Below are 22,426 nucleotides of genomic sequence, written 5' to 3' on the forward strand. Positions count from 1 at the left end.
CGGCACTTGTCCTTTCTAGTCATTGAAAGGCCGAGGAATTTCCCCAGCCTTACCCTTTATTTGTTTCCAACAAAGCAGCAACATCAACACCTATTGCTTCATGCCAAAGTTTTTCAAGGTTGTAGTGATTCCGCATTTCCTCAGAAAAAATATGAACAACCACCTCGCCTAGATCCAAAAGTACCCAGCCTCCAGCAGAGTCTCCTTCTACATGGCTAGCTGATTGCCCTGCTTCTGTGACTTTCTCACGAATATTATCAGCAATAGCCTCTAGTTGACGGCTGTTCATAGAGCTGGCAATGACAAAATAGTCTGTCATCGTCGTCAATTCGTGCAAATCTAGCACAGTAATGTCTTCTGCTCGTTTTTCATCAGCTGCCTTGACAACCAATTCTAGTAATTCTTTTTTATCCATTTAATCCTCTTTTAAAATTTCTTCTAAGTCCGCCACTTGGGCAAAACGTCCATTCCAAGTGTTTTCATAGTGCTGCATTAATTGTTCTGCTGTAATTTCTCTTTCAGCAAAGGTGGTCGTGCCATTTTTAACAACTGCCAAATTATAGCCAAATTCAAACGCCACCTTAACAGTCGTATCAATGCAATAATTCGTTGCCATGCCAATGATAATCAGCCGCTCAATAGCTTGGCTATCCAGATAAGTCTGTAAATGAGTTTCTTTAAAAGCACTATTATAATGCTTATCAAAGATTTTCTCGTCAGCTTCTGGAGCAATAGCTCCGTAAATTTCCCAGCCATGGCTTCCTGTCAGTAATTCGTCGTCATTGTGGCGGACGTAAATCACCTCAATGTTTTTCTCACGACAAGTGGCGATTGCTTTTTGCCAGACAGACAAGCAGTTATCAACAGCATACGGTTTAGCCTCTATCAAGGCTGTTTGAATATCAATCACTAACAGAGCTGTTTTCATTTATCATCTTTCATAAAGCCGACATACGCATTATAAGTCTCAATAGTTTGTAGGAAGATAGGCAAGCCCTTGTGTGCCAAGTGTTCCACTGTATGTGCCGTTTCATAAGCCACAGCTTGATTGAGCGAAACGTGAGCAATTTCACGCGCCCGCTCCACTCCTGGAAAGTTCCGATTAGGCTCAATATAGTCTGCTACGTAGACCACCTTATCTAAATCGGACATTTGGGCAGAACCTACGGTATGAATCTCAATAGCTCGTAAAATTTCTGGATCTGTCAACCCTAAATCTTCCTGAATTTTATAAATGCCGACCATGCCATGCCAGACATTATTTCCCCAATCTTTCAACGCTGGATTCAGAGCATACTTATCAATCAGCGCCAGAAATTCTTCGTCAGAGAGCTTTTTCGCATAATCATGGAGCAGACCTGCCAAACCAGCTTTTTCCACATCTACTCCGAAGCGCTCTGCCAAGTCAATCGCTGCTTGTTCCACTCCCAGACAATGTTTAAAACGTTTCTCTGGTAAAAGCTGCTGCATTTTGACTAAAAGTTGCTCACGAGAAATTCCCACATAAGTTTCATATCCCATTGTAAAGCCCTTCTTTCTTAATATAGTCTAAAACTGGCTTGGGTAGGAGAAAATTCGGCGTCCGACCTTGAGCCAGAAAAGCTCGAACCATACTCGAAGAAATATCCATCAACGGCACATCTACCCAGATAACTGGATAAGATGTTCCTGCTTTATAGCGGGGGCGCTGAACCCCAACAAATTGAACCAAATCGACTAATTCGTCAATCCGATGCCACTTGGGAAGGTAATCTACCATATCCGCTCCGATGATGAAATAATAATCTGTATCTGGATGTTTTTCCGTCAAAAATTTCATCGTATCATAGGTGTAACTAATCCCTTTTCTCTCCAGCTCAATGGTTTCAATTCCCAGACCTTCAATGCCTTCAATTGCCAACTCCAGCATTTTCAGTCGGTGCTTCTCATCAATCGTTGATTTTCTATCAACATGTGGTGGCTCATACTCAGGCATCAGCAAGACCTGATCTAAACATAATTGCTGACGAACTTGATCAGCCACGACCAAATGGGCATTGTGGACTGGATTGAAGTTTCCACCTAAAATCCCAACTTGCTTTCTTTTTTTTGCTTTTACTTCTGGTTCCAACTTCACCTTGGTGAAGGGAGTCAGTAATTCAATTGCCATAGGCTGCTTCCTCTAAATTTCTTTTACCTTTACTGAAATTTTGCGGTTTTCCTTTTTGCTAGACTGTTTGTAGAGAATTAAAATACGACCAATTTTTTGAACAATATCCACACCTATTTCCTCTTCGAGAATTTCTGCTACCTCATGGATGTTTTCATCTGTATTTTGTAGAAGAGTTACTTTAATCAATTCTCTAGCATCTAGAGCTTGACGGGCACTCGTTTTAATCTGGTCGTTGAGACCGTTTTTGCCAATCTGAATGATGGGTTTGAGACTGTGAGCTTGGCTATTTAAAAAAGCCCGTTGTTTTGATGTTAATGACATAGATTCCTCTTTTGTTTCTTATTTCGTTTATCTTCTCTTTATTTTTCTAACAGCCATTTCCTCTTAGATAATGGCTTTGCGGGTAACCACTGCTACTTCCTCTGGTGCCCAGGCTGCAATCTTTGCTGGTCCTGTCACACGAATCCAGCCCAAGCCTGAAAAAACTACATCTGTTTTAGCTTCAATTTTCAACTCATGTTTGACTAACTGAGGAAAATCTGATACTTCTTTTTTAGAGGGCGGTGTTAGTAAAGAGCCAACATGCTTTTCATAAAACTCCCCCGCTCCCGCAAGCCTGGTGCGATGCAATTTGAGCTCATTGTCAAAATAAGCCGTAAAACCCTGTTTGTCACCCGACACAAAATCAAAGCGTCCCAAGCCCCCTAAAAAGAGGGTTTGTTCAGGATTAAGTTGGTAAGTTTTGGGCTTGATTTCCTTTTTCGGACTGATATATTTGAGATTTTTAGCAGACAGATAATGAGCCATTTGGTGACGGTGGATAATCCCTGGTGTGTCGTAGATATGACTGCCGTCAGCCAGCGGAATTTCAATCTTATCCAGTGTCGTCCCTGGAAATCGTGAAGTCGTAATAACTTCCTTATCCCCGGTAATTTCCTGAATAATGGCATTGATAAGTGTGGACTTACCAACATTGGTCACGCCGACCACATAAACGTCTCGACCTTTTCGATATTGCTCAATCTTTTCAATCAATTCTTTAATCGCTTGCTTGTTTTGAGCTGAAGTCAAAACTACATCAACAGGGCGCAGTCCTTCCTCGTGAGCCCGCTCCATCAGCCACTGTGTAACCTTGCTCGTCTTGACCGACTTGGGAAGAATATCTTTTTTATTCCCGACCAACAGCACATCATTACCAGCCACAAAACGTGGCAAACCCGGAATGACTGAACCATTAAAATCAAAAATATCTACTACATTGACTACGAGAGCATTGCTGTCGCCGACTTCGTGGAGAAGTCTGAGAAAATCATCGTCTGTCAGTTGCACATCAGTAATTTCGTTGTAGTGGCGCAGACGAAAACAGCGCTGGCAATACAATTCGCCCGTCTCCAGTCCCTTTTCCAAAGCTGACTGAGGAGTATAGCCAAGCCTATCCTTATATTTTGTCTGAATCGGCGCTCCGCACCCAATACAAAGAATGTCTTCCATGTTTAAATTCCTTTTTTATACTCAATCGGTTCGTATTTTTCAGTGATTTTTTTCAACACACGACGCTCACGAGCTCGGTTAATCTGGGTCTTTAACGAATCATGCTCGACCAGTGGCTTGACCAAAATCGAACGAATTCCTGCTCTATGAGCAGCTCGAATATCAGTCATGAGCTGATCTCCCACCATGACCACTTCATTTTTCTCAAAATGAAATTCTTTCAGCGCCCGATCAATCCCCCAAGTGAATGGTTTCATAGACCAACAGACATAGTCAATTTCAAACTTTTCAACTGCTCGTTTTACTCGTTTTTTAGTGTTATTGGACACCACAATAATCCGAATCCCTGCATCGCGCACATCATGGAGCCACTGCTTCATTTCTGGTGTTCCATCGGGATTGTTCCATGCGATAAGAGTATTATCTAAATCCACCAAAACAGCCTTGATACCGTGTTTTTTTAAACTTTCAACTGTCAAATCATAAACTGCCTCAATCGCAAAATCAGGCATGTAATTTTCAATCGCCACATTTCTCTCCAAACATTATACTTCTACCTATTTTAACATAAAAAAAGAGTTTTCGCACCCTAGATTTTTTCATCGATTTTATGTACAATTTGCCAAAAATTGTTTAAAAATGTTATAGTTAAAATAGAGAATTTGACACGGAGGACATTATGGCAAATACGAGCAAGAAAATGGCTGCCGTCTCCCCTTTTTTACAAAAATTTATCAATTGGTCTTCTATTATTGGAGCGCTTGGTACGGTGATTTTCTGTATCTGGGCCTATTATGCTGGCATTTTACAATCCAAAGAAACCCTGTCAGCCTTTATTAAGCAAGCTGGCATTTGGGGACCGCCACTCTTTATTTTCCTGCAAATCCTACAAACAGTTGTTCCTATTATTCCTGGAGCTTTGACTTCGGTTGCTGGTGTCTTCATTTATGGTCATATCATTGGTACCATTTATAATTATGTCGGTATCGTCATCGGCTGTGCTATTATTTTTTATCTGGCGCGTACCTACGGTCCGGCTTTTGTCCAATCTGTCGTCAGCAAACGCACCTATGACAAATACATTGGCTGGCTGGATGAGGGCAATCGTTTTGAGCGTTTTTTCATCTTTATGATGATTTGGCCTATCAGCCCAGCAGACTTTCTCTGCATGCTGGCTGCCCTTACGAAAATGAGTTTTAAAAAATATATGATAATTATTGTATTATGCAAACCAATCACACTAGTTATTTATACTTACGGTGTGACGTATATTATTGATTTCTTTTGGCAATTATTTTCAAAATAAAAGGCAGAGTGAAATAAACAGCTCTGTCTTTTTATAAGATCCCTTTTCTTTTTTCCAATATCAAATCTTTTATAGAAATCAAAGCGACCGCTGATAAAATCATAAACATACCAGCAAAATCTACGAGATAAAATTGCTCGTGCATAATGAGAAAGGCGAAAAATACAGCCGATATAGGCTCAACAGCCGCTAGAAGGCTAGATTTCACAGGCCCGACTAAACTGGTTCCTTTGAGAAACAGTGTATAGGCGAGGATTGTCCCCACTAAAATAATCCCCACTAAAGCCAGATATACTTTCATTGACAACTGCCAATGAAAACGCAAAATACCGCTAAATGGCGTTAAGACAATGCCTGCTAGCATCATGCCCACTCCAATCACCGGAATACTACCCCATGTCTTTATCAGCTGAATCGGAATAAGAATATACAAAGCGTAAGTGAATGCGGCAAACAGCCCCCAGAACAGTCCTGCAGGTGTGACAGATAACTGATTGAGTTGTCCATGGGTGGCAATCAAAAAGGTTCCACCAACCGCTAATATCATAGACAATACTTCTGTCACAGTAGGTGAAACACGGTCTTTGAGACAAGTGTAAGCAAGGATTCCCACCGGACAGACATATTGTAAAACAGTAGCCGTTCCTGCATTGCTTTCATAAATAGACTTTAAATAAGCAAATTGATTAAGCAACAATCCTAATAAAGCAAACAGTGCCAAAGGCATCATCGCCTTTGGGTCTTTTATCATCTCAATCAATTTTCTACGATTAGTTAGCACCATATACAATACCAACAAAGCCCCTGCGATTAGAAGTCGGACATTTGTTAAAACTAAAACCGAAAATCCATGCGCCATCAAGTATTGTCCGCTCGTTCCAGATAATCCCCATGCAATTCCTGCGACTAAGGTTAAAATGGTGCCTTTTGCTATTTTTGACATATCTTACCCCCAAACTTTTCCATTCTATGATTATAGCAAAAAAATCAGCCGAAACGACTGATTTTTTTAGATTTTACAACTTCGCCAATTCCTCATTAAGTAGTTTTTGAGCTACTTGTGGATTGGCTTGACCTTTAGTCGCTTTCATGAGCTGACCAATCAAGGACTTGGCTGCATTTTTGTTGCCGCCCTTGTAGTCGTTGAGAGCTTTTTCATTGTTAGCAAAAACGTCCTGAATGATTGGCAATAGTTGTGCTGGATCAGAAATTTGCACCAAGCCAGCTTTTTCAACGTATTCCTTGGCTGAACCACCATTTTTCGCCAAATGAACAAAGACTTTTTTGGCAATTTTAGAGGAAATCGTACCATCTGCCACCAAACTCAACATTTCAGTCAAATTGACTGGTGTCAAACCGATTTCTTCAATGGTTTCACCTTCTGCATTGAGGTACTGAGCGACCTCACCTTGGAGCCAGTTTGACACAGATTTTGCGTCTCCGCCTGCTGCCACCGCAGCTTCAAAGAAATCTGAGATGTTCTTCGTCGCTGTTAATTGTTTAGCATCATAGTCTGACAATCCAAAATCTGCCTTGTACTTAGCCCGACGTTCTTTTGGAAAGGCTGGTAAATCTGAACGCACCGCCTCAATCCAGCTGTCATCAATCTCAAAGTTTGGTAAATCTGGCTCTGGGAAATAACGATAATCAGCTGAACCTTCCTTGACCCGCATCAAAAGAGTTTCACCTGTTGCTTCATCGTAACGGCGAGTTTCTTGACGAATCTGACCACCGCTACGCAAAATCTCAGCCTGACGTTTTTCCTCAAAAGTCAAGCCCTTGCGAACAAAATTGAAGGAATTAAGATTTTTCAATTCTGTCTTGGTTCCAAACTCTTCTTGGCCATAAGGACGGATAGAAATATTTGCATCCACCCGCATGGAGCCTTCCTCCATCTTGACATCGGAAATACCCGTGTATTGGATAATTTCTTTGAGCGCTGTTAAGTAAGCGTAAGCTTCGTCTGGACTGCGCATATCAGCTTCTGAAACAATCTCAATCAAAGGCACCCCTTGACGATTGAGGTCAACATAAGAATAACCGTCGCTGCCATGGGTATTCTTGCCAGCATCCTCTTCCAAATGAGCCCGCTCAATGCGAATTTTCTTAGTCGTCCCGTCTTCTAGCTCGATTTCAATCCAGCCATTATAACCAATCGGCTCGTCAAATTGAGAGATTTGATAGGCTTTCGGATTGTCTGGATAGAAATAATTCTTGCGATCAAAGTGCATCTTTTGATGAATATCCATATTGAGTGCCAGAGCAGCCTTAATACCGTAATCAATAACTCCCTTGTTCATCACCGGCAGGACACCTGGGAAAGACCAGTCAATGATATTGGTGTTGGTATTTGGATCTTCCCCAAAATGAGCCGGTGCTGGTGAGAAAATTTTTGAATTTGTTTTTAATTCAACGTGGACTTCTAGTCCAATAATCGTTTCAAAGTTCATTATTTTTCACCTCCAAAAATGACTGGTTTTTGCTTGTGGTAGTCTGTCGTTGCTTCAAAAGCTGCTGCTACTTGGTAAATCGTTTCTTCATCAAAATGATTTCCAATCAATTGCAGCCCAACCGGCAGACCTTCCGCAAAGCCTGCTGGAATGGAAATGCCAGGAAGCCCTGCTAAATTGACCGGAATGGTCAAAAGATCAGCCAAATACATAGCTACTGGATCGTGACTTTGAGTTCCTAAGTCGTAAGCAACCGTCGGCGCAGTTGGTCCTAAAATCAAGTCATACTTTTCAAATACTTTGGCAAAATCTTGCATAATGAGTGTCCGAACTTGACCCGCCTTCTTGAAATAAGCATCATAATAACCAGACGATAGACTAAACGTTCCTAGCATAATTCGGCGCTTCACTTCCTCACCGAAACCTTGGCTACGAGACTTGACATAAACATCTTCTAAGTTTTCAATCTCATCTGCCCGATAGCCATAACGAATCCCGTCAAAACGTTGCAAGTTAGAGCTGGCTTCAGAAGAAGCGATGATATAATAGACTGCTACCCCGTATTTGCTGTGGGGCAGGCTAACTTCTTCAACAATCGCTCCCAAACTTTCCAGATGCTTGGCAGCCGCTAAAATGCGTTCCTTGACTTTTTCATCAATCCCGTCGCCCATATATTCTTTCGGAAGAGCAATTTTCAATTCTTTAATATCTTGACCAATCTTACTAGTGAAATCAGGAACAGTTCGTTGAGAAGAGGTTGAGTCTTTTTTATCATTTCCTGCAATTACGCCCAAAAGCTGAGCATTTTCTTTAACCGTCCGAGAAAAAGGTCCAATTTGATCCAACGAGCTCCCAAAAGCAATGAGTCCAAAACGAGAAACACGGCCATAAGTTGGCTTCAGTCCGACCACTCCGTTAAAGGAAGCTGGCTGACGGATAGAGCCACCGGTATCAGAACCTAAAGACAAGCGAACCTGACCAGAAGCAACTGCTGTTGCTGAACCACCAGATGAACCACCGGGAACTTTTGTAGCGTCCCAAGCATTTTTCGTAGTCTTAAAATAAGAATTTTCACTAGAGCCGCCCATGGCAAATTCGTCCATATTGGTCTTACCAATGACAATCATGTCTTTCTCATGGAGTTTTTCCACACTGGTTGCATCAAAAATTGGTTTATAATTGTAAAGAATTTTTGACGCAGCTGTCGTTAAAATCCCCTTAGTAGAAATATTGTCCTTAACAGCCAGTGGAATCCCGCTCATAAAATTATCCGCATCAATTCCCTTCGCGTCTACTGCTGCTGCTTGCGCCAAGGCTTCTTCTTCACTAATCGTAATAAAGCTATCAACTGCACTTTCTCGACTCTTAATACCTTCCAGAGTAGCTTTCGTCAGCTCAACTGCGGAAAGTTCCTTTTTGACAAGGAGATTATGCAATTCTTCAATTGTTTTTTGATTCAAAGTCATTAGGCGTCTCCTCCGTCATCTAGAATAGCAGGCACTTTGATATAGCCTCGCTCTTTTTCAGGTACATTTTGGAAAAGTTCTTCTCGATTCCAACCTGCAACTGCTACATCTTCACGCATATAGTTGACATTTTCCGCAACATTTGATGTAAAAGGCACACCAGTCGTATCAACTTCGTTTAACAACTCCACCATGTCCACAATTTTTGACAAAGTTGTCGCAAATTCTGCCGTTTCTTCAGGTGAAAAAGCTAGTTTTGACAAGTGAGCAACATGCGTTACTTCCTCTTGAGTAATTTTCATCTCTGTTTCCTTTCTCTTCTTTTATTTTTCAGTGTAACCGAAAAACAATCATCTTCTTATTTTATCACAAATAGGCTTAGTTCTTCAATTCCAAATGAAGTTCTTTCACTTGACTCGCATCTACTTGACTGGGACTTTCTAGCATAGGATCAAAACCAGTTCCATTTTTAGGAAAGGCAATGACCTGACGGATATTTTCTTCACCAGCTAAAATCATAACCAGTCGATCCAAGCCCAGTGCTAGACCACCATGCGGCGGAAAACCATAATCAAGCGCTTCTAAGAAAAAGCCAAAGTCACGCTCGTAATCTTCTTTTTCCATGCCCAAGAGTTCAAACATGGCTTCTTGACTCTTTCGATCATGGATTCGTAAACTACCGCCTCCAATTTCATAGCCATTAAGGACAATATCATAGGCATGACTTTTGATTGAAGCTAAATCTTCTTTCTCATTTTCAAAAATTCCTTGGGTGAATGGGTGGTGCATGGCTTGATAGCGTTCTTGCTCCTCATTCCACTCTAGCAAAGGCCAATCCAGCACCCAAAGGAAGTCCAGTCGACTCTGATCGATTAAGTCTAATTGTTTGGCAATCTCCAATCGCAAGTGCCCTAGAGCTTCTTGGGCTTGTCTTCTCTTGGCGATGACCAGTAAGAGCAAATCACCGTCTTGCGCTTCAAATCGGTCTATGAAGGCAACTGATTCTGCTTCAAAAGTCGAAGCCAAATCCCCTTGAAGTTCACCTGCTTCCACCTTAAGACTAGTAAACCTACTAGCTCCAAATTCTTTCATTTCTTGATAGAAATGACTGAGCTGCTTCTTCGTGAAAGAATCCGCAGCATTTGGAACACAAATGCCCCATAATTCTTCATGACGAGCAAAAGCCTGCTTCAGCAAAAGAGAGGGATTATCCTGACAGAGATTGGTCAGATTTTTTAATTCCAAACCAAATCGCGTATCCGGCTTATCTGTACCAAAGCGGTTCATGGCTTCCTCATAACTGATAGTCGGAAAAGCTTCTGTCAGCTCCAAACCATGAGTTTTCTTAACAACCGCTTTGAGCATAGCTTCAACCAGAGCTTGGATTTCTTCTTCGCTTGCAAAACTCAACTCTAAATCCACCTGAGTAAATTCAGGCTGACGGTCTCCCCGTAGATCCTCATCTCGAAAGCAGCGAACAACTTGATAATAACGTTCCAGACCAGCTCCCATTAAAAGTTGCTTCAACATTTGCGGGCTTTGAGGTAAAGCATAAAATTGATTTTTAAAAACTCGACTAGGAACCAAAAAATCTCTGGCTCCTTCTGGTGTGGATTTCGTCAAATAAGGTGTCTCCACTTCCAGAAAATCCTTACCGTTCAAGTAGTCACGAATTGTGCTGGTTACTTGGTGACGAAGTTTGAGGTTTTCTGTCATCTTACCCCGACGCAAATCCAGATAGCGGTACTTCTGCCGCAACTCTTCTCCTGTATGAGCGTGCTGATCAAGTTCAAAAGGAAGAGGCTTACTGCTTGCAAGGATTTGAATTTTCTCTGCTCGCAACTCGACTTGCCCTGACTTGATTGCTTTGTTGACAAAGCGGGCTTCTCGCTTGACAACTTCTCCTGTAACAGAAATCACATCTTCTTTATGTAGATGTTCAATTTCAGTAAAAGCCGGACTATCACCTGCGACAAAAACTTGAAGCAGTCCTTCTCGGTCTCGTAGCTCTATAAAAGCCAATTTCCCATGATTTCGGATATTTGCAACCCACCCAGTCGCTGTCATTTTCTGACCAACTTGTTCCAAACCGTAGTTTCCAATAAAAACTTCTTTCATATTCTCTATCTCTTTCTAAATTCATTTTCAAATTAACCATTTGCCGCAAATTACTTATAGAAATCTACGCCCGTAGCTCTAGATACTAAAAGTAGGAAGCATTTTTTGTTTACAGCTTTTGTCCAACTGACAAAATTGCATCCGCTTCTCTAAGTACTAAGAATTATAAGGAACATCGACCTTACTGCCTAATCTATATCCACGGCTATAAACGCTAAAGCATTAAGAACTATGGAAAAACGGCTTACGTCTGTATAAACAGACGAAAGCCGTGGTACCACTGTTATTCGTTGCATTGCAACCTCTAGCTCGTAACGTGAGCAGACGTTTGTGCTTTGATTCACACAAATTTCTTGCAATGATATAATAGTTTTAGACAATATCATCCTTTGCCATTAATAGCATAGAAAAAACCATTTTATCATTGACAGTATGTTCTTCGGATTTTGCTTTCTTGGCGCTGCTCTCAGCTTTCAGCACTCTCTGTTCAAGTCAACAAGCCTACTCTACTGCTTTTTTACTTTTAAATTGTTATCTATTATAGTCGAACCTAAAACATTTTGCAAGTGGTTTAGTGCAAATTTATGATTTTCCTCCGAAAGAGAAGCCACAGCAGACTCTACCACCTCAATTTGATACCCTAAATTATAGGCATCAATAGCTGTGTGGAGAACGCAAATATCCGTCAGAACACCAGTTAAAATCACCGTGTCTACTTTTCTTTCTCGCAGGCGAATATCCAAATCTGTTCCTGAAAAAGCAGAATAATGTCGTTTGTCCATCCAAAGGACGCGAGAATCTGCTTTATGCTCCTGATAGAAATCAGCTAATAGTCCATAAAGGTTACGTCCACTAGTGCCTTTGATGTTATGTGGTGGAAAGAGTTTACTCTCTGGGTGAAAAATATCCCCTTCATCATGGGCATCAATGGCAAAAAAGATATAATCGCCTCGATCAAAAGCAGTCTTTGTTACCTGTGCGATAGTTTTAGAAATCGCCTGAGCCGGTGCTCCAGCTGTCAGTTTGCCATCATCTGCCACAAAATCCACCGTATAATCAATCGAAATCAATGCTTTTGTCATCAGTAATCTCTCTTTTTAATCTCTTCAAAGACATCGGGAATAAGGACTTTAAGATAGGTTCCTTTCATTCCTAAAGAACGACTTTCAATAATGCCTGCACTCTCTAGTTTACGCAGAGCATTGACAATCACCGAGCGAGTAATGCCAATACGATCCGCAATGACCGATGCTGTCAATTGACCTTCATTGCCATTTAATTCACCTAAAATAGCTGAAACAGCTCGTAATTCTGAATAAGACAAAGTATTTACAGCCATGGTTACCGCTGTTCTGCGACGAATATTTTTTTCATCTTCTTCTCGTTGGAAGTTGAGCAACTGAATACCAACCACTGTACTTGCAATTTCAACCAAAATCAAATCATCATCATCAAATTCTTTATCATTGCGCCAAACAATCAAAGTTCCTAAGCGAATCCCTGAAACATGAATAGGCGAAATCGTCGTCAAGCCGTCTGGAAATTCATCTTTGGTTTCAACTGGAAAAATTGACAAATCATGATTGACAGGAAGATTGGCTTCTGTGTCATACATTAAATTCGCTGTGCGAACATATTCTTCTGGGAAGATTTTCATTTGATAAAATGCTTCCACACGGTCATTGTTCGTCTTGTAGCGCATGAAATACCCCAAAAGACGCCCCTTGCTGTTTACAATACAAGCATTGCAATCCATAATTTCAGCTAGCTGCTGGGTAATTGCATTGTAAGGTAATTCATCCTGTAATCGCTCATCTGAACGACGCAAAATAGATGTAATTTTTCGTGTTTTTGCTAATAAGTTTGCCATAATTTACCTCGCATATAATCTTATTGATTATATCATAAAGCGCTTTAATCTTCAACAATTATCTGAAAATTGTTTATTGAGATACAATTGTGTGCAATTAGCTTGGCTAGCCTTCTCACTCCTCCATATTAGCACAAAAAGCTGGGACGAAAGTCTCCAGCTTCATAGCACACTGTGTAATAAATTGACGATGCAGTAGGTGAATGCGTCAGCAATCGTGCGAGTCTGTCTCGCTTTCTATTATCTCCGATATTGCCTTAAGAAACGAGTCATCTTCTCTTGGATTTGTGCTAACTCATCTACACGAGGCAGATAAACAATACGAAAATGATCTGGGTCTTTCCAGTTAAAACCTCGTCCATGCACCAGTAAAATCTTTTCTTGCTTTAAGAAATCCAGCACGAATTGCTCATCGTCATCTACTCGATACATTTCCCTATCAATTTTAGGAAAAATATAAAGCCCCGCTTTAGGTTTGGTTGCCGACAAACCCGGAATTTCATTGATAGCCTTGTAAATAAAATTCCGTTGCTCATAAATGCGACCACCAGGAAGCAACAATTCATCGACTGATTGGTAGCCTCCAAGCGATGTTTGTACCACATGCTGAGATAAGACATTTGAGCACAAACGCATATTGGATAGCATATTCAGGCCTTCAATATAATCTTTTACGTGATATTTAGGACCAGACAGTACCATCCATCCGACACGAAAACCAGCAATACGATGTGATTTAGACAAGCCGTTCATGCTGACACAAAAAAGGTCAGGAGCCAAACTTGCGATAGCCGTATGTTTCTCACCGTCCATCACTAAACGGTCATAAATCTCATCTGCAAAAATAATCAAATTGTTTTGCCGCGCAACTTCAACAAGCTCTTCCAACACCTCTTTTGGATACAAAGCTCCTGTCGGATTGTTTGGGTTGATAACGACAATAGCCTTTGTATTAGAGGTAATTTTTGATTTGATATCATCAATATCCGGATACCAATCTGCCGCTTCATCACAAAGATAATGAACTGCATTTCCCCCAGCTAAACTGACCGCTGCCGTCCAAAGCGGATAATCAGGCATCGGCACCAGCACCTCGTCACCATTATCCAGCAAACCTTGCATAGACATAACAATCAGTTCGCTAACCCCATTTCCAAGGTAAACATCTTCAATATCAACATTAGGAATATTTTTCAATTGACAATATTGCATAATAGCTTTTCGAGCAGAAAAAATCCCTTTCGAGTCCGAATATCCCTCGCTATCACGCGCATTCATAATCAAGTCATGAATCACCTCATCTGGTGCGGTAAAACCAAACTCAGCTGGGTTTCCCGTGTTTAAACGGAGGATTTTCTCACCGTTTGCACGCATCCGCATGGCTTCTTCTAAGACGGGACCACGAATATCATAAGCCACATGTTCTAATTTTGTTGATTTATTAAATTCTTTCATCGAATTTTTCCTCATTTCAAAAGAGTCAATTTATTATAACGCAATTTTTCTAAAAAATCTAAAAAACTTCTTGTAAAGTCTGCTTGAAAATACTTTACTTTTTTCATGTAAAGGGTTACAATATAACTAAAGAAAGAATGGAGGTATTCCTATGCTACAAAGATATCAAAACATTATGGTCGCTGTTGACGGTTCTCACGAAGCTGAGCTTGCTTTTGAAAAGGGCGTAAATGTGGCGCTGAGAAATAATTCACGCCTAACGATTGCCCATGTAATTGATACACGTGCCTTGCAAAGCGTTTCTACATTTGATGCAGAAGTCTATGAAGAATTGCAAGAAGATGCAAAGAAACTCATGGATCAATATGCTGAAAAAGCCAAAGAAGCCGGCGTGGCAAATGTTGTCACAATTGTTGAAATGGGAAACCCGAAAACCCTTCTTGCAACAGATATTCCAGAAGAACAAAAAGTTGACCTCATCATGGTCGGTGCTACTGGGCTCAATGCTTTTGAACGGTTACTAGTCGGCTCTTCATCTGAATACATCTTGCGCCATGCAAAAGTTGATTTACTGGTCGTCCGCGATAAAGAAAAAACATTATAATCCAAAGTTAAAGAGAGATTGGCACAAACCAAGCTCTCTTCTTTTTCATTCTACATTTTTCGTGCAATTTCGTTGATAGGCTTGAATTTGACGTTCAAGCTCTTTTTTAATAGCTGGCTCTGGGGCATAATTTTCTTCCCAATCATCTGGTTTTAAGATTTTATGAGTGATAGGGTCAAAATGCGCTTTGCCATCTGGAAAGAGTTTACCCATATTGGCTCGGTGGACAATCTCAAACAAGTATTCTGGATCCACTCCCATTAACACAAAACTGCCATAGGTAAAATACAACATATCAATCAGTGCATCTACTTGCCCAACTAAGGACATCTCTGCTTTGCTCTTCTTTTTGACTTTTTCAGCAGCTTTGTCCACAGCTTCGTGCAAAGATTGAACAGACTGTTCAAAGACCTCTTCAGAAGGACTAGCTGCCCACAAAAATTCCACTAATTCTTCTACCTTGAAGCCTGCACGATGACGAGCACCCTCTGTTGTCCACAGGATGGGCTCTTCCTGCGTGCATTCATCCATTATCCCATGAAATTCTTTGACCTTATTAAAGTGGTGGTCGCTACTGACAAAGACTTTTTCACTCGCCAAAATACCAAAATGCTCCAAAGCCTTATGAATCCCGTCCTGACTATTACTGCTAGTAGTGTGTTTTGCAACTTCTTTCACTCGACTGGTTCCATTTCCCATGGCAATAGACATACCAACGCCCGCTAACATCTCAACATCATTATCAGAATCACCAAAAGCCATGACTTGATTGATGTCAAAACCGTATTCTTTTCCGACCAGCTTAATTCCTTCTAACTTTGACATTCCTTGATTGACGATATCAGCTGCGAAAGGACTGCTACGAGTAAACTTTAAATCTGGAAAATCCGCTTCGATAGTTTGTGTTTCTTTTGGTGTTGCCAGCATCAGTACTTGATAAATCGGCTCTTGAATGGATTTCAATAAATCATCCTGCTGTTGAGGAAGTGCCTTGCTGATTACATTATTGAAACTTTTATTGACCAAATGTGTCATCTTCTTCGGAACAAAACGACTGGTCCATTGAGAAAACTTGCTCATGCCAAAGCTCATGATTTTTGAACCAACCATTCCTGATTTTGTCCCAAATGAGATTTCTATTTTATGCTGGCGAGCATACTGAATCAGGTGACGCAAACTGGTTTTATCAATTGGCTTCGCAGAAATGACTTTATCTTTTGAAAAAATATATTGTCCATTATAGGTTACTGCAAAGTCCAAATCCAACTGCTCCATAAAAGATTGGACAAAAAATGGACCCCGACCTGTCGCTAAACCAACTAAAATACCTTGCTGTTTTAAACTATGAATTGCTTGTTCTGTGGATTTCAAGACCGTTCGACTATCATTTACTAACGTCCCATCAATATCAAAAAAGACTGCTTTGATTTCCATTCATTTCTCATCTCTTTCTTTTATGATACAATAATTATAGCATAGATTCAGGAGAAGCTCACTTATGACCAAAAGAATTTTAGTTTTACATACTGGCGGTACTATTTCCATGCAGGCGGACACTACTGGAAAAGTCATCACAAACGAACACAATCCCATGAACCATGTTGCAGTTCCTCTAGAAGGCATTCAAGTGACGGCTCTTGATGTTTTCAATATTCCTAGCCCTCACATAACACCACAGCACATGCTGCAATTGTATCAAAAAATCAAGACAGATGGGAAGCATTTTGACGGGGTTGTCATTACTCATGGAACGGACACTCTGGAAGAAACAGCTTATTTTTTGGATACCATGGAACTTCCAGATATTCCTGTCGTCTTAACTGGTGCTATGCGAAGCTCTAATGAACTGGGAAGTGACGGAGTTTACAATTACTTATCTGCACTTCGTGTAGCAAGTGATGACAAAGCACGCGGAAAAGGCGTTCTGGTGGTTATGAATGATGAAATCCATGCTGCCAAATACGTGACAAAAACGCATACGACCAATGTCAGCACTTTTCAAACACCAACTCATGGACCACTTGGACTGATTATGAAGCAAGAAATCCTCTATTTCAAAACAGCTGAACCACGCGTTCGTTTTCATTTAGATAAAATCTCTGGTTTGGTTCCCATTATCCCAGCCTATGCTGGAATGAAAACTGAACTGCTTGATATGCTAGACTTGGAAAAGATAGACGGTCTCATCGTTGAAGCCTTTGGCGCTGGAAATCTGCCACAAGAAGTTGCCCAAAAGCTCAGTCAACTTGCGAATTCTGGGCTGCCAATTGCACTTGTATCACGTTGCTTTAACGGCATTGCAGAGCCAGTTTACGCTTATGAAGGGGGTGGCGTGAAGTTACACGAATCAGGCATTATGTTTGTCAAAGAGCTCAATGCTCCTAAAGCTCGTATCAAGCTGCTAATCGCCCTGAATGCTGGACTTCAAGGGCAAGAATTAAAAGACTATATGGAAGGCTAGGTTCTTACATAGATAAAAAGCCTCGAGTGATTCGAAGCTTCTTAGGATATTTTATGTTTAGGAGATTTATGAAAAAAAGTTTTTTAGCTCTTTTGTTTTTTAGTTATTTACCATACATTTCTGATTCCTTTACTGATTTTTTGAATGTTTTGTTATAATGTACTTTAATGTTTACTGTCATTGGACTTACCTCTTTCTTTTTGATGAATTTAGTATAGCCCGAAAAGCTTAAAGTAGGCTTATAGATTTCTTTCAGAAAACTTAATTTAAAAAACTTCATCCAAATGGTGAAGTTTTTTGGTTTATATATGATGATAAACTAAAATCAATCCAAGTAGTCCTGCTTGTCCAAATGAAGCGCTACAATATGCCAATCTGCATTCGTTCGCCAATCAGGAGTGGACACAATTTGACTGGCGACTTTTCTGGCCTCCTCTAAAATTGGATAATCCTCTACAATATCTGCCACCTGAAATTCCGGCAAACCGGACTGACGAGTGCCGAAGATTTCACCAGAACCACGCATTTTCAAATCTTCCTCAGCTAAGACAAAACCGTCAGTCGTTTCCGTCATGATTTTCATGCGTTTCTTGCCAGATTCTGTCTTAGGATTGGCTACAAGAACCGCATAAGACTGTTTATCTCCACGTCCTACTCGACCACGTAACTGATGAAGCTGGCTGAGCCCAAATCGGTCCGCATCCATGATTAGCATGACCGTAGCATTGGGCACATTGACACCGACTTCAATAACAGTCGTGGAAACCAGAATGTCCGTTTTCCCTTCCTTAAAATCCTGCATAATGGTATCTTTTTCTTCGCTCTTCATTTTACCATGTAGCAGAGCTACTTGTGCTTTGTCACCGAAATAAGCCTTTAATTCCTCTTCCAAAACAATCGCATTTTTCAGATCCAGAGCTTCCGACTCCTCAATCAAAGGAGAGATGACATAGACCTGAGCACCTCGTTGCAGCTCTTTCCTCAACCAATCCAGAACTACTTCCAGCTGCTCATGCTTGACCCAACGGGTGATAATCGGCTTACGCCCAGCTGGCATTTGGTCAATAATGGACACATCCATATCACCAAAAGCAGTAATAGCAAGCGTCCTAGGAATGGGCGTTGCAGTCATCATGAGCACATCAGGATTATTTCCTTTTTCCCGCAAAATTCGTCTCTGTCCCACTCCAAAACGGTGCTGTTCATCAATAATCACCAGACCGAGCCGATGATATGTCACGCCTTCTTGAATCAAAGCATGAGTGCCGACGATCATATCCACCTGACCATCCTCAATAGCTTCTAGTGCCTGTCTGCGTTCTGCTGGCTTCATTCCCCCTGTCAACAGAATTATCCGCAGTTCAGGAAAAAGTTGGCTCAAGCTATCAAAGTGCTGCTCTGCCAAGATTTCCGTTGGCACCATGAGAGCAGACTGCAAACCAGCTGTATAAGTAGTATACATAGCTAAACCTGCAACCACCGTCTTTCCGCTTCCGACATCTCCCTGCAAGAGCCTGTTCATGTGAGCTGGCGATTTCATATCCTGTAAAATCTCGTTTAGACTGCGCTCTTGAGCAGCCGTTAACTCAAAAGGTAGAGTAGCTTTTTTCTTTTCTAGCAAATCTGCCCGCCAAGGAATAATTAAGCCCTGACTAACATCTTTTGTTTCACATTTGAGAACTTGCAATTGCATTTGAAAGTAAAAAAGCTCTTCAAACTTGATCCGACGCAAAGCCTGCTTGTACTCTGCCCAATCCCTTGGAAAATGCATTGCTCGCACAGCCTGATTCCGTCCTAGCAACTGATAGCGTTCTAACAACACTTGGGGCAAATTTTCCTCCAAGAGCAATTCCAACCCTTGGTCAAAGGCTGTCTTAATGACCTTGACCAAACTGGCTTGACTAATCCCTTGAGCTACTCGATAAACTGGCTGCAAATCATCTTCTACTTGTGCTAGAATTTTCATCCCGGTCAAACTAGCTTTTGCCTTATCCCATTTTCCGAAAATAGCAATGGTTGAGCCAACCTCCACCTTGTCTGCTAGATAAGGTTGGTTAAAGAAGTTGACTGCAAGTACCATTTCATCCTGCTTTATGGTAAAACGCAGGCGATTGCGCTTGTAGCCATAGTACTGGACATTTGCTGGTGTAGTCACCACCCCTGAAATAACTGCCTTTTCACCATCTTCCAGTTCTAACACATTCTTACTTTTAAAATCTTCATAGCGAAATGGAAAATAGAGCAGCAAATCTTGCAGGCTTTCAATTCCCAGCTTAGTAAATTTTTCAGCAGATTTCGGCCCCACACCCGGCAGAACCGTTAAAGGTTGGTGTAAATTCATAATTCCTCTTTCAGTTCTGTTTTTCAAGAGTTTGTAAAAGCAGATTGGAACAACCATGCTGAAAATAGCTTTCTAGATTTTTCCAACTGCTTTTTAGTTTCAATCAATTTTTATAAACTCTAGGTACACGATCACTAATCAAGCAAACTATCTCATAGTTGATTGTTCCTCGTTTTTCTGCCACATCTGTTGCAGAAATGGATTCTTTGCCACTTTCTCCGATAAGAACAACTGGTGTACCAATAGGATAAGACTGAGGTAAACGAACGGTAATCTGATCCATAGACACACGCCCAACAATAGGACAAGGTTGCCCGTCAATTAGAACATCAAACCCTTGCATATCTCGCGTCCAACCGTCAGCATAGCCTAATGGAATCGTCCCAATGAACTGTGGGCTATCGCTAGTGTAAGTAGCTCCATAACCCACATCTGCCCCTGCTTCCAGCTGCTTGACATGAACCAATTCCGACACCAGAGAAAGAGCCGGCCTCATTTCGTAAGGAAGCTGCAAGGTACGACCGCTAGGATTGAGACCATAGATAATATCACCCAGACGCACCGCATTCATCACAGTATCTGTATGCCAAAGGGTCGTTGCAGAATTACTAGCGTGAACAATCGGTGGAACGATTTCTAATTGCCCTAAAATTTCTTTAAAACGTGCCAACTGTGCTTCAAACTTATGCGTATCTGCTTCATCAGCTGTTGCAAAATGGGTGAAGATGCCTTCTACCTGAGCACCTGCTTTTTCCAAACGATGAATGGCTTCTTGAGCATCTTGACTATCTCGAAAACCAATCCGTCCCATCCCAGAATCAATTTTTATGTGAACAGCCAAACCAGCTACATCTATATTTGACTGTAGCAGCAAATCAATCCATTCTAAACTAGCAACGGTACAGGTCACTTTGCGTTCAATTGCCAATGAAACAGCATGAACATCTGACACTCCTAATACCAAAATTTTTTTCGTAATGCCGGCATTACGCAACTCTACAGCTTCATCAATATTGGAAACACAAAAGCCATCCACAATTGGATCAATAGATTGCGTAACAGCAACTGCACCGTGACCATAGGCATCTGCCTTGACAACAGCCCATTTTTCTACATTGTTTGGAATATGCGCTGCAATTTGTTTAATATTAAAGCGGATAGCAGCTAAATCCACAACAGCCTTAGTAGGTCGATGATTACTCGTTTTCATGATGTTCCTCCAAAATAACACTAGCTGTAACAATATTACCTGCATGGCTGAGCGACACCCAGACCTTGCCAGAAAAAGGCGACTTAGTAAAAATAGGCGCTCCCTTTTCATTGTTTAAAATTTCTAAATCCTGAAAAGTGACACAACCAATTCCAGTCCCCCATGCTTTAGAAAAAGCCTCTTTAGCAGACCAACGTCCTGCCAAATATTCCATTTTTCGCCTACCAGAAAGTTCTTCAAACCGTGCAAATTCTGCAACAGTCAAAACTTTCTTGGCGAAACGAGCATTTTTTTCATAAACTTTTTGAATAGAGGAAATTTCTTCTATATCAATTCCGTGTCCTTTAATCATCTTTTTAAAAAGAGGCTGGGACAAAAGTGTGCCAGACTCGGTTACTTTCTAAAATAAAACTCAATGCGCTGATGTTATCAGATTTTAGAGATTCACTCCCAACCTTTTTATTTTTCATTTTTAGATAGGGTAGTATAAATTTCCTTGACCAGTCTGACTGTATTATCCCAACCCAAACAAGGATCTGTAATAGATTTCCCAAACACTTCAGGCTCATTTTGACGACCGTCTTCTAAGTAAGACTCAATCATAAAGCCACGTACAATTTTTTTGATTTTTTCATTCCAGTCACGATTGATTAAGGTTTGACGAACAATCCGCACCTGCTCTAAATACTGTTTACCAGAGTTATCATGATTGGTATCAATGATGATAAAAGGATTTTCCAAGCCCATTTTTTCATATTGGTCAATCGTATCCAGCAAATTATCATAGTAATAGTTTGGAATGTTTTTTCCATACTCGTCAAGTCCACCACGCAGAATAGCGTGTGCCAAAGGATTTCCTGAAGTTTCTACTTCCTTACCAGCAAACAAGAAACTTTGCTTGTTTTGCGCTGCGTAAATCCCGTTAAACATGACATTGAGATTGCCAGATGTAGGATTTTTCAAACCGGTCGCAACATCAGCCCCACTAGCGACAAAACGGTGTTGCTGATCTTCCACAGAACGCGCCCCAACAGCCATATAAGAAATCAAATCATCTACCAACGGAAGATTTTCTGGATAGAGCATTTCATCAGCTGTCGTCATTCCCGTCTCCGTAATGACACGATAATGTAAATTCCGAACAGCCTTAATCCCATTAATTAAGCTTGGAGCAGCCTTAGCATTCGGTTGATGAATCAATCCTTTATAACCATCGCCATTGGTGCGAGGCTTAGCTGTATACACGCGCATAACCATGAAAATACGGTCTTTCACCTCTTCTTGGAGGGCAGATAGGCGCTTTGCATATTCTAGGACAGCCGCTTCATTATCAGAAGAACACGGACCAATGACCAACAGAATGCGGTCATCTTCTCCACGGATAATGGCATTTAACTCACGATCTCGTGCCTTTTTTTTAGCTAAAGCCTCTCCTTCTAACTTTGATAAATTACGAACCTTTGCTACATCAATTGGCTCGCTAGTTGCCTTAAATGTCATAA

23 protein-coding genes are annotated in these 22,426 nt (G+C 41.0%); 3 read left to right on the forward strand and 20 right to left on the reverse strand.

Features of this window, described 5'->3' with window-relative positions:
* Positions 1 to 49 precede the first annotated feature (49 nt).
* The 7 genes from rsfS to HMPREF2574_RS04900 form a co-directional block, all read right to left on the reverse strand.
* Positions 50 to 415, reverse strand: coding sequence for a ribosome silencing factor (gene rsfS / locus HMPREF2574_RS04870; protein ID WP_070812231.1), 366 nt, complete (start codon positions 413 to 415; stop codon positions 50 to 52).
* Positions 416 to 928, reverse strand: a complete 513-nt coding sequence (locus HMPREF2574_RS04875; RefSeq protein ID WP_070584639.1) for a cysteine hydrolase family protein — start codon at positions 926 to 928, stop codon at positions 416 to 418.
* A complete protein-coding gene (gene yqeK, locus HMPREF2574_RS04880) occupies positions 925 to 1,521 on the reverse strand; it encodes a bis(5'-nucleosyl)-tetraphosphatase (symmetrical) YqeK (RefSeq protein WP_070584636.1) in 597 nt (198 codons plus the stop codon). The genes HMPREF2574_RS04875 and yqeK overlap by 4 nt, the downstream gene beginning before the upstream one ends.
* Positions 1,511 to 2,149: a nicotinate-nucleotide adenylyltransferase gene (locus HMPREF2574_RS04885; RefSeq protein ID WP_024052666.1), complete on the reverse strand. Its 639-nt coding sequence runs from the start codon at positions 2,147 to 2,149 to the stop codon at positions 1,511 to 1,513. Before HMPREF2574_RS04885 ends, yqeK begins: the two co-directional genes overlap by 11 nt.
* 12 nt (positions 2,150 to 2,161) lie before the next feature.
* A complete protein-coding gene (gene yhbY / locus HMPREF2574_RS04890; RefSeq protein WP_070812232.1) occupies positions 2,162 to 2,473 on the reverse strand; it encodes a ribosome assembly RNA-binding protein YhbY in 312 nt (103 codons plus the stop codon).
* 63 nt (positions 2,474 to 2,536) lie between these two features.
* Positions 2,537 to 3,643 carry a ribosome biogenesis GTPase YqeH gene (gene yqeH, locus HMPREF2574_RS04895; RefSeq protein ID WP_024052668.1) on the reverse strand — a complete coding sequence of 369 codons (1,107 nt, stop codon included), beginning with the start codon at positions 3,641 to 3,643 and terminating at the stop codon, positions 2,537 to 2,539.
* Between the two features lie 2 nt (positions 3,644 to 3,645).
* Entirely contained in the window at positions 3,646 to 4,173 is a 528-nt protein-coding gene (locus tag HMPREF2574_RS04900; RefSeq protein WP_003031000.1) for a YqeG family HAD IIIA-type phosphatase, read from the reverse strand.
* Between the two features lie 149 nt (positions 4,174 to 4,322).
* Between HMPREF2574_RS04900 and HMPREF2574_RS04905 the strand changes: the two genes are divergently transcribed.
* Positions 4,323 to 4,949 (forward strand): TVP38/TMEM64 family protein, encoded by a 627-nt coding sequence (locus tag HMPREF2574_RS04905; RefSeq protein ID WP_070812233.1) that lies wholly within the window; start codon positions 4,323 to 4,325, stop codon positions 4,947 to 4,949.
* A 31-nt stretch (positions 4,950 to 4,980) separates the two neighbouring features.
* Here HMPREF2574_RS04905 and HMPREF2574_RS04910 read toward each other — a convergent pair whose 3' ends face one another.
* The 8 genes from HMPREF2574_RS04910 to HMPREF2574_RS04945 form a co-directional block, all read right to left on the reverse strand.
* A complete protein-coding gene (locus tag HMPREF2574_RS04910) occupies positions 4,981 to 5,892 on the reverse strand; it encodes a DMT family transporter (protein ID WP_070812234.1) in 912 nt (303 codons plus the stop codon).
* A 73-nt stretch (positions 5,893 to 5,965) separates the two neighbouring features.
* Positions 5,966 to 7,399, reverse strand: coding sequence for an Asp-tRNA(Asn)/Glu-tRNA(Gln) amidotransferase subunit GatB (gatB, locus tag HMPREF2574_RS04915; RefSeq protein ID WP_070241955.1), 1,434 nt, complete (start codon positions 7,397 to 7,399; stop codon positions 5,966 to 5,968).
* Complete coding sequence (gene gatA, locus HMPREF2574_RS04920; RefSeq protein WP_024052672.1) at positions 7,399 to 8,865, reverse strand: Asp-tRNA(Asn)/Glu-tRNA(Gln) amidotransferase subunit GatA; 1,467 nt, start codon at positions 8,863 to 8,865, stop codon at positions 7,399 to 7,401. The genes gatB and gatA overlap by 1 nt, the downstream gene beginning before the upstream one ends.
* Positions 8,865 to 9,167, reverse strand: coding sequence for an Asp-tRNA(Asn)/Glu-tRNA(Gln) amidotransferase subunit GatC (gene gatC / locus HMPREF2574_RS04925; RefSeq protein ID WP_003026120.1), 303 nt, complete (start codon positions 9,165 to 9,167; stop codon positions 8,865 to 8,867). The genes gatA and gatC overlap by 1 nt, the downstream gene beginning before the upstream one ends.
* Before the next feature lie 76 nt (positions 9,168 to 9,243).
* Positions 9,244 to 10,983, reverse strand: coding sequence for an aspartate--tRNA ligase (aspS, locus tag HMPREF2574_RS04930; protein WP_024052673.1), 1,740 nt, complete (start codon positions 10,981 to 10,983; stop codon positions 9,244 to 9,246).
* A 506-nt stretch (positions 10,984 to 11,489) separates the two neighbouring features.
* A complete protein-coding gene (locus HMPREF2574_RS04935) occupies positions 11,490 to 12,065 on the reverse strand; it encodes a cysteine hydrolase family protein (protein WP_024052674.1) in 576 nt (191 codons plus the stop codon).
* Positions 12,065 to 12,853, reverse strand: a complete 789-nt coding sequence (codY, locus tag HMPREF2574_RS04940; protein ID WP_070812235.1) for a GTP-sensing pleiotropic transcriptional regulator CodY — start codon at positions 12,851 to 12,853, stop codon at positions 12,065 to 12,067. Before codY ends, HMPREF2574_RS04935 begins: the two co-directional genes overlap by 1 nt.
* A gap of 240 nt (positions 12,854 to 13,093) precedes the next feature.
* Positions 13,094 to 14,308, reverse strand: coding sequence for a pyridoxal phosphate-dependent aminotransferase (locus tag HMPREF2574_RS04945; protein ID WP_024052676.1), 1,215 nt, complete (start codon positions 14,306 to 14,308; stop codon positions 13,094 to 13,096).
* Positions 14,309 to 14,459: 151 nt separating this feature from the next.
* Between HMPREF2574_RS04945 and HMPREF2574_RS04950 the strand changes: the two genes are divergently transcribed.
* Entirely contained in the window at positions 14,460 to 14,912 is a 453-nt protein-coding gene (locus HMPREF2574_RS04950; RefSeq protein WP_020999785.1) for a universal stress protein, read from the forward strand.
* Between the two features lie 45 nt (positions 14,913 to 14,957).
* Here the strand turns inward: HMPREF2574_RS04950 and HMPREF2574_RS04955 are convergent, their stop codons facing one another.
* Positions 14,958 to 16,346 (reverse strand): Cof-type HAD-IIB family hydrolase, encoded by a 1,389-nt coding sequence (locus tag HMPREF2574_RS04955; RefSeq protein WP_024052677.1) that lies wholly within the window; start codon positions 16,344 to 16,346, stop codon positions 14,958 to 14,960.
* 64 nt (positions 16,347 to 16,410) lie between these two features.
* On the opposite strand from HMPREF2574_RS04955, the gene HMPREF2574_RS04960 reads away from it, so the two are divergent.
* On the forward strand, positions 16,411 to 17,373 hold the full coding sequence (locus tag HMPREF2574_RS04960; RefSeq protein ID WP_024052678.1) for an asparaginase: 963 nt from the start codon (positions 16,411 to 16,413) through the stop codon (positions 17,371 to 17,373).
* 325 nt (positions 17,374 to 17,698) lie between these two features.
* Here the strand turns inward: HMPREF2574_RS04960 and recG are convergent, their stop codons facing one another.
* The 4 genes from recG to HMPREF2574_RS04980 form a co-directional block, all read right to left on the reverse strand.
* Positions 17,699 to 19,714 (reverse strand): ATP-dependent DNA helicase RecG, encoded by a 2,016-nt coding sequence (gene recG / locus HMPREF2574_RS04965; RefSeq protein WP_070241957.1) that lies wholly within the window; start codon positions 19,712 to 19,714, stop codon positions 17,699 to 17,701.
* 103 nt (positions 19,715 to 19,817) lie between these two features.
* Positions 19,818 to 20,924, reverse strand: a complete 1,107-nt coding sequence (gene alr / locus HMPREF2574_RS04970; RefSeq protein ID WP_024052681.1) for an alanine racemase — start codon at positions 20,922 to 20,924, stop codon at positions 19,818 to 19,820.
* Entirely contained in the window at positions 20,911 to 21,276 is a 366-nt protein-coding gene (gene acpS, locus HMPREF2574_RS04975) for a holo-ACP synthase (protein ID WP_003026132.1), read from the reverse strand. The genes alr and acpS overlap by 14 nt, the downstream gene beginning before the upstream one ends.
* Before the next feature lie 107 nt (positions 21,277 to 21,383).
* Positions 21,384 to 22,424, reverse strand: a complete 1,041-nt coding sequence (locus HMPREF2574_RS04980; protein WP_024052682.1) for a 3-deoxy-7-phosphoheptulonate synthase — start codon at positions 22,422 to 22,424, stop codon at positions 21,384 to 21,386.
* Positions 22,425 to 22,426: the final 2 nt, after the last annotated feature.

This window comes from Streptococcus sp. HMSC034E12, from assembly GCF_001835915.1.
Taxonomy (GTDB): domain Bacteria; phylum Bacillota; class Bacilli; order Lactobacillales; family Streptococcaceae; genus Streptococcus; species Streptococcus vaginalis.